Source organism: Companilactobacillus bobalius (assembly GCF_009764355.1).
Genome location: NZ_LNUA01000022.1, coordinates 1 through 5614, shown reverse-complemented (window position 1 = coordinate 5614; position 5614 = coordinate 1). Strand labels below are relative to the sequence as shown.

At 41.0% G+C, this 5614-nt stretch carries 6 protein-coding genes and 1 pseudogene; 5 read left to right on the top strand and 2 right to left on the bottom strand.

The window, feature by feature from the left end:
- Nucleotides 1-668: 668 nt before the first annotated feature.
- The 5 genes and pseudogenes from ATN92_RS03685 (at nucleotide 669) to ATN92_RS03665 (ending at nucleotide 4958) form a co-directional block, all read left to right on the top strand.
- On the top strand, nucleotides 669-1970 hold the full coding sequence (locus ATN92_RS03685; protein ID WP_234032525.1) for a primase C-terminal domain-containing protein: 1302 nt from the start codon (nucleotides 669-671) through the stop codon (nucleotides 1968-1970).
- A 281-nt stretch (nucleotides 1971-2251) separates the two neighbouring features.
- Nucleotides 2252-3172 (top strand): IS30-like element ISLsa1 family transposase, encoded by a 921-nt coding sequence (locus ATN92_RS03680; RefSeq protein WP_056950631.1) that lies wholly within the window; start codon nucleotides 2252-2254, stop codon nucleotides 3170-3172.
- Between the two features lie 15 nt (nucleotides 3173-3187).
- Nucleotides 3188-3946, top strand: a pseudogene (locus ATN92_RS03675) (replication initiator protein A); the annotation flags it as partial.
- A gap of 258 nt (nucleotides 3947-4204) precedes the next feature.
- Nucleotides 4205-4486 (top strand): type II toxin-antitoxin system RelB/DinJ family antitoxin, encoded by a 282-nt coding sequence (locus tag ATN92_RS03670; RefSeq protein ID WP_014564139.1) that lies wholly within the window; start codon nucleotides 4205-4207, stop codon nucleotides 4484-4486.
- A complete protein-coding gene (locus ATN92_RS03665) occupies nucleotides 4476-4958 on the top strand; it encodes a hypothetical protein (RefSeq protein WP_056950634.1) in 483 nt (160 codons plus the stop codon). The genes ATN92_RS03670 and ATN92_RS03665 overlap by 11 nt, the downstream gene beginning before the upstream one ends.
- Here the strand turns inward: ATN92_RS03665 and ATN92_RS03660 are convergent.
- Complete coding sequence (locus tag ATN92_RS03660; RefSeq protein WP_056950637.1) at nucleotides 4948-5226, bottom strand: hypothetical protein; 279 nt, start codon at nucleotides 5224-5226, stop codon at nucleotides 4948-4950. The genes ATN92_RS03665 and ATN92_RS03660 overlap by 11 nt on opposite strands.
- Nucleotides 5227-5248: 22 nt before the next feature.
- On the bottom strand, nucleotides 5249-5458 hold the full coding sequence (locus tag ATN92_RS03655; protein ID WP_054519259.1) for a hypothetical protein: 210 nt from the start codon (nucleotides 5456-5458) through the stop codon (nucleotides 5249-5251).
- Nucleotides 5459-5614: the final 156 nt, after the last annotated feature.

The window sequence follows — 5614 nt, the reverse complement described above, 5'->3', positions numbered from 1 at the left end:
ATCAAAAGTATACTTTTGATGTTTTTGTTTACATTTTCTTTGTTATGGTGTATGGTTACCTTAAATAAAAGAAAAGCGCCACCCAACGGCAATTGGGAAGCACTCGACAAAAAAATCTTTTTCATTCAACTAAAGAGATTATACCAGCAAAATGGTAAGATGTCGAGAATGGTGTGATTTCAAAACGGTAGGGGACAAGCTGCCGGGTAAAAACAAAGGGGACACGTGTGGTGAGCGACTTCTGTGCAAATTCACTGGATCTAGTTAATTAGATCCGTAGGCGGTAATTTAAAAATTTAAAAGTTTATTCGGGGGTAGTCGGACTACGTCCACCTTAAGCAACTTGGCATAACGCTAAGTTGCTTTTTTGTCTGCGCTTTTTCGGTTTCTATGTCATTTCTATTAAGCTAACTTAGGTGTTTATTTTGAAAGGAGGTGAGCTCACCATGTACGATTTAAAGACGGTTCAGACTGCACAAAAGCTGGTATTACACGATTCATTACATACCTATAAAGTTAAAAATAGTCGTTCTAATATTGCCGGACAAGTGATGGAAACTCCTACAAAAAAAGGGGCCATTGCGCTCTTCAGCAGTAAAGATTCAATGCAAAAAGCACATGGTGTGGTTATCACCTCTTTTGAAGCACTTGACGCCATCGCCGATCGTATGACTCACTGGACGCCCAATACATTCAGCTGGCTTGGCTATACGCAAAATCGGTCGAGTGTTCGGGGACACCGGGAAGCTAACTTAGCTCAGATTAATACCTTGGTCGTTGATATTGATTTTGCCGACGCACAAGAACGAGACGCGCGTGAGCAAGAGGTCTTGGGGGCCGTAACCGTTGCTGACTTATTCATTCCCACGATGATTTTGCGGACTACGAAGGGATTCCATATCTACTACGTTTTTGATCAGCCTATGTTTTTGCGGAAAACACGCGGTCAGTTTCCAGTCTTAAAAGCAGCCCAAAAAATGTCGAGTTTTGTGCGGCAATGGATTCAAAAACGAGTGGCAGGGGTCGATGTCGGCTGCAATAACTTTGGAATTTTTCGAATTCCCCGGCAAGACAATCTAGTCTTTTTTGATGCACATATGTTGGTCCAGGTGAGCGCTCTGATGAAGTGGTCACAATATTATGCTGCCCAAGTTCCGGTTACGAAGCCGGATAAACGACAGGTGATTTCTCTAGCCCCAGATGAAGGTCGGCAGGTTGACCAAGCTTGGTTTAAAGCCTTATTGAAAGTGACAACAGTCAAATCAGGTCAAGGTTTAGCCCGTCACAACACGGTTTTGACGTTAGCTTTAGCGATGTATCAGTCAAAAATCTCGCAACAACGTGCGAGAGACGTGCTTGACGTCTTCAATTCAAATCTACATGATCCGTTGGCCGATCGCGAAGTTGTACAGTGCGTGAGAGACGCCTATTCAGGTAACTATCGGGGGGCAGCACTGAGTTATGTTCAAGGACTATTGGATCAATGGGTGCCTAATTTTTCAGGTAAAGTTGTTGCTGGGATTGGCTGGCATAAATTTGCTAAGCCGCGTGCCGAACGACAATACAGTCATGCCCACGAATGGCGTAACGATGTGCTTGCATTGATTAATCGAATGGGTGGTTCTGCCGCTTCGGTTGCCATGTCAACGCGTCAAATTCAAGCTGAATTAGGGATTTCTCCGGCGAGTTTGAATCGGGTTATGAAGCAACTACAAGCAACTTCGCAATTGAAGCGGGTGCAGCGTGGTAACCAGCCAACTTTATTGACGACGGTGACCATGTTATTTAAGTCGGCTATGGTGAGCCGTCAGGCTCAAAGTAAAGCGTGGACAGGGTATTTAACGACACTAATGCCAACTGTAAGCAAAAATGTTTATGAGCCAACAGTTGGTACTTTAACTGAGATACAAGCGGTGAGTGGTGATTCAGAGCCACCGTGGGGAATGGAGACGAGAAGAAGAACGGGGTGAAAAGTGCTGCTATCAATTGCCATAGGTATATATCTAGAATAGGCTTGTTGCTGTGTGAGGGTATTGTTAGTTTGGTGGTTTGTTGGGGAACTCACAAAAATATCTTGGCAAACTTTAGGAAGTGCGGTAAACTATAGTCAGTCAAAGGGAACATATGTTCCTGATGTGGCCAACTTAATAGTTGGCAAATTCTATAATTAATCTGAACAGAAATTAAAAAGCCCAAAGCAATCACTTACAATGGTAGTAGCTAATTCCAACCAATATAGGGAGTGATTACTTTGGGTACATCTACTTTATCACGTTTTCAACGTGGCGCACTAGCACAACTGGTCAATGAGGGGAATAAATCTTACCAAGTAATGGCTGACGCCTTAGGCGTCGCCAAAGCTACGATTAGCTATGAGTTGGACCGGGTTAAACCTTATGATCCAGAATTAGCTCAGCAAGATGCAGATCGCAAAAGGCGGAATTGCGGTCGTCGTTCGATGCTGACGGCAGCATTAGCGACTTTAATTACCAATCACTTACGATTAACCTGGTCACCAGAAACCATTGCGGCCGCTTATAACTTGAGCACTGCGTCAATTTATAATTGGCTTAATCGTGGCTGGCTCCCCTTCAAATTGACTGATCTACCCAATCGGAATGTCCGCCAGCACCGAGTGAGCGAAAATCGTGGGAAATTTACAAGTGGGACTTTCATCGAACAACGGCCAACAACTGTTAATCAACGGTTAGCTTTTGGTCATTGGGAAGTAGATACGGTGCTTTCTAGTCGAAGTGAGTTACGATCATGTCTGGTTACATTCGTAGAACGTAAGACTCGACTTCTATGGGCCATCAAAGCCCCTAATAGAACGGCTAAGGCTCTAAACACCGCCTTTGGCAAGTTTATGGGGGCCTTCGGTCCCCAAGCAAAATCCATTACTGTTGATCATGGTAAAGAGTTTGCCAATTATCAGGCCTTAGAACAGGATTATCAGATCAAAGTTTATTTTTGCCATCCATATTCACCATGGGAGCGAGGTTCCAATGAATATTTTAATAGACGGTTACGCTGGTTCTTCCCGAAAAAGACCAATTTTAGCCAAGTAACGACTGATGAGATCCTAGCAGCACTTGAACTAATTAATCAACGACCATTAAAAATACATCATCAACAGACTGCCATTGAAAGATTCCGGGCTTGTTCGGATTAAACTTGTAATTTGCCTTGCCATAATCAAAAAGTCGTCAAAATTAAAAAAGAACTCGAATCCGCTCATTTGCTGATGCAAAAACAACTGGGCTTTAACCCAAAAACAAAAAAGAATGAACCGAATCGCTTATATCTGTCCAAGCTCGATGTGAAAGCAACCGATGTCTATTTACGCGGTGAAGATAGCCCAAAAGTGTCTCAAACCCTTGCTACAAGCGGAACTGCAAAAAGTGCAGTTAATCTATATAAAGAACCTAAAGAAAAAGATAAAGATAGATACAAGATAGATACTCAAAAGTTAAATTTTTCCACAGCTAACTTTTCACCAGCTGAAATAGAAATCCAAAATCGGGATTTAGTAAAACATGCTGATGAGTTCTTAACGGATTCAGAAAGTGGCTGGGAAGTCTTCTTAGAACCCGAAGCCATTCAGCTGCTCAGTTTTTGGTGCCGCACTCCGCAACAAATGCGGCGCTTCATTGGCATTATCTTAAATGCTAAGTACCGAGTTGAGAAAGATCACAAAGATATTGGTGTCATAATCCCACTTGATGATGAGGAACTGAAACCTTTAATGACTAAAGCCTTGAGACGCTACTTTAACGCCCTGAGAAGCAATGAGAAGCACATCAAGAATGTTGAGAACTACTTATACGGCACCATGCAAAACCTATTTGGCGTTTGGTGGAATAAACAAGCGGCTAGAGAATATGCGGCCAAACACCCCGAAGAAGAAAAGCCGGCCGACAACGATAACAGTGGGTTGTACTACTAGCCCTAAAAGGCTACAAAATCCTTTCTAAGCGATTTTAAGACTTACTAACCTAATTTATACTTACTTAAGCTAGAGTTAAATGGCTTAAACAGAAGAATAGGGGCTTTTAAATGAGTGTCAGAGCTAACCAGGCTAACTAAAAAGTTCAGCCTTTAGATCAACGCCAAGCTCAAGTGATTTGAGGCCAAGGCTTTATCTATTGATAAGGTACTCAAAAGGTAGTATAATGGTAGTAGCAAAAAAGGAGATGAGACAATCATGGCAGTTAAGGAAAAGAAACGGGTCCAAGTCAAGATTGATAAAGATTTGGCCGATGATACCGAAGCAATTTTAAGCGAATTGGGCTTAAATCCAACCACGGCCATTAACATGTTTTACAAGCGGATTGTTGCTAATGGTGCTTTACCTTTTAATGCGTCTTTAAGCGAAGAAGAAAGAGCTAATTTACGCTTTTTAAAGGCGACCGAAGGGACACCAGTCACCGAGTTCAAAGACGCTAAAGAGGTCGCTGATTGGCTCAACGATCCAGATGAGGACTAATGACTTAGTCAGCCTATACGTTAGTTTTGTAGAAACTAACGGTGGCAAGTCTCGGCCAGTTTTAATTCGTCGGGTATCAGAACAGAAGGTCGAAGCTTTTAAAATTACTAGTCAGTATGAAAAGAAGTCGGCTTATATCAAGCAACAATATTATCCGATTCAAAATTGGCAATCCGCTGGGTTGAAGAAACCTTCCTGGGTCGATCTTGGTAATATTTATCGCTTTCCCAAAGCCGGTTTAAACTTTAAAGAAATCGGTCATTTAAGTAAGCTAGATCAAAATAAAATTTCAGATTTTACGCTTGACCTAAAATCAAAAAGAAGAGGTAAGGGTCAAAAGATAATTCAACAGCGATCAAGTAAAAGGAAGCACAAAGAAAGTAAAGCAGAGCTTACACAAAGAATTCAAAAACAGTTAAAAGACTTTGCTAAACACAATCCTGAAAATAAAAACGATCGGCCTAGTTATTAGGTTGATCGTTTTTGAGTTTATTTGGTTTATGGACATTAACGTAATCGGCAAATATTTTTAAAAGCTCTTCGGTTTGTTCAACCGAGAGATTATCAGCTTGAAAGTATTTTTCTAGCAAAGCCCCTTTTTGAATTAATCGGCGAGAACGGGCTTTGCGGGCTTGTCGATTTTCATAGTATTTAGATTGTCGTAATTTAAAATCTTCCCGATCAATTTTTTGTTTTAAACGCGCTTGCTGCTCGACTAGTTTTTCATATTGATTAGACATGGAATTTCCCCATCTCGTATGGCTAATGATCTACGGACTTTACCTTTAAAAATTCAGAAAATTGCTTAGCTAAAAGCTTAATCTGATCGTTAGACAAATTAGCATAATCTAAATTGGCTTGACTGATGATTTGTTTACCTAGCCGTTGTTCAATCTTATTTTTTTCGTCCTTAATTTTTTGATTAAGGGCTTTTAATTTAGCTTCTTGTTTTTCTAAGTTACTTTTAGACATAACGATCCCTCAAATCATATTAGAAATAATCACCGAAACTATATCATATAGGAAACGTTAAGTCAAAGTATAAAAGTTGAAATAGCGAAGCGGAAGGCATACACTAAAAATAAATTCAGGAGAATCAGCAGACCGAGTGAAACGAGGTCAATGCGC

Coding starts and splice junctions, on each gene's coding strand:
- ATN92_RS03685 (WP_234032525.1), top strand. CDS start 669: ATGACTCACTGGACGCCCAATACATTCAGCTGGCTTGGCTATACGCAA.
- ATN92_RS03670 (WP_014564139.1), top strand. CDS start 4,205: ATGGCAGTTAAGGAAAAGAAACGGGTCCAAGTCAAGATTGATAAAGAT.
- ATN92_RS03665 (WP_056950634.1), top strand. CDS start 4,476: ATGAGGACTAATGACTTAGTCAGCCTATACGTTAGTTTTGTAGAAACT.
- ATN92_RS03655 (WP_054519259.1), bottom strand. CDS start 5,458: ATGTCTAAAAGTAACTTAGAAAAACAAGAAGCTAAATTAAAAGCCCTT.
- ATN92_RS03660 (WP_056950637.1), bottom strand. CDS start 5,226: ATGTCTAATCAATATGAAAAACTAGTCGAGCAGCAAGCGCGTTTAAAA.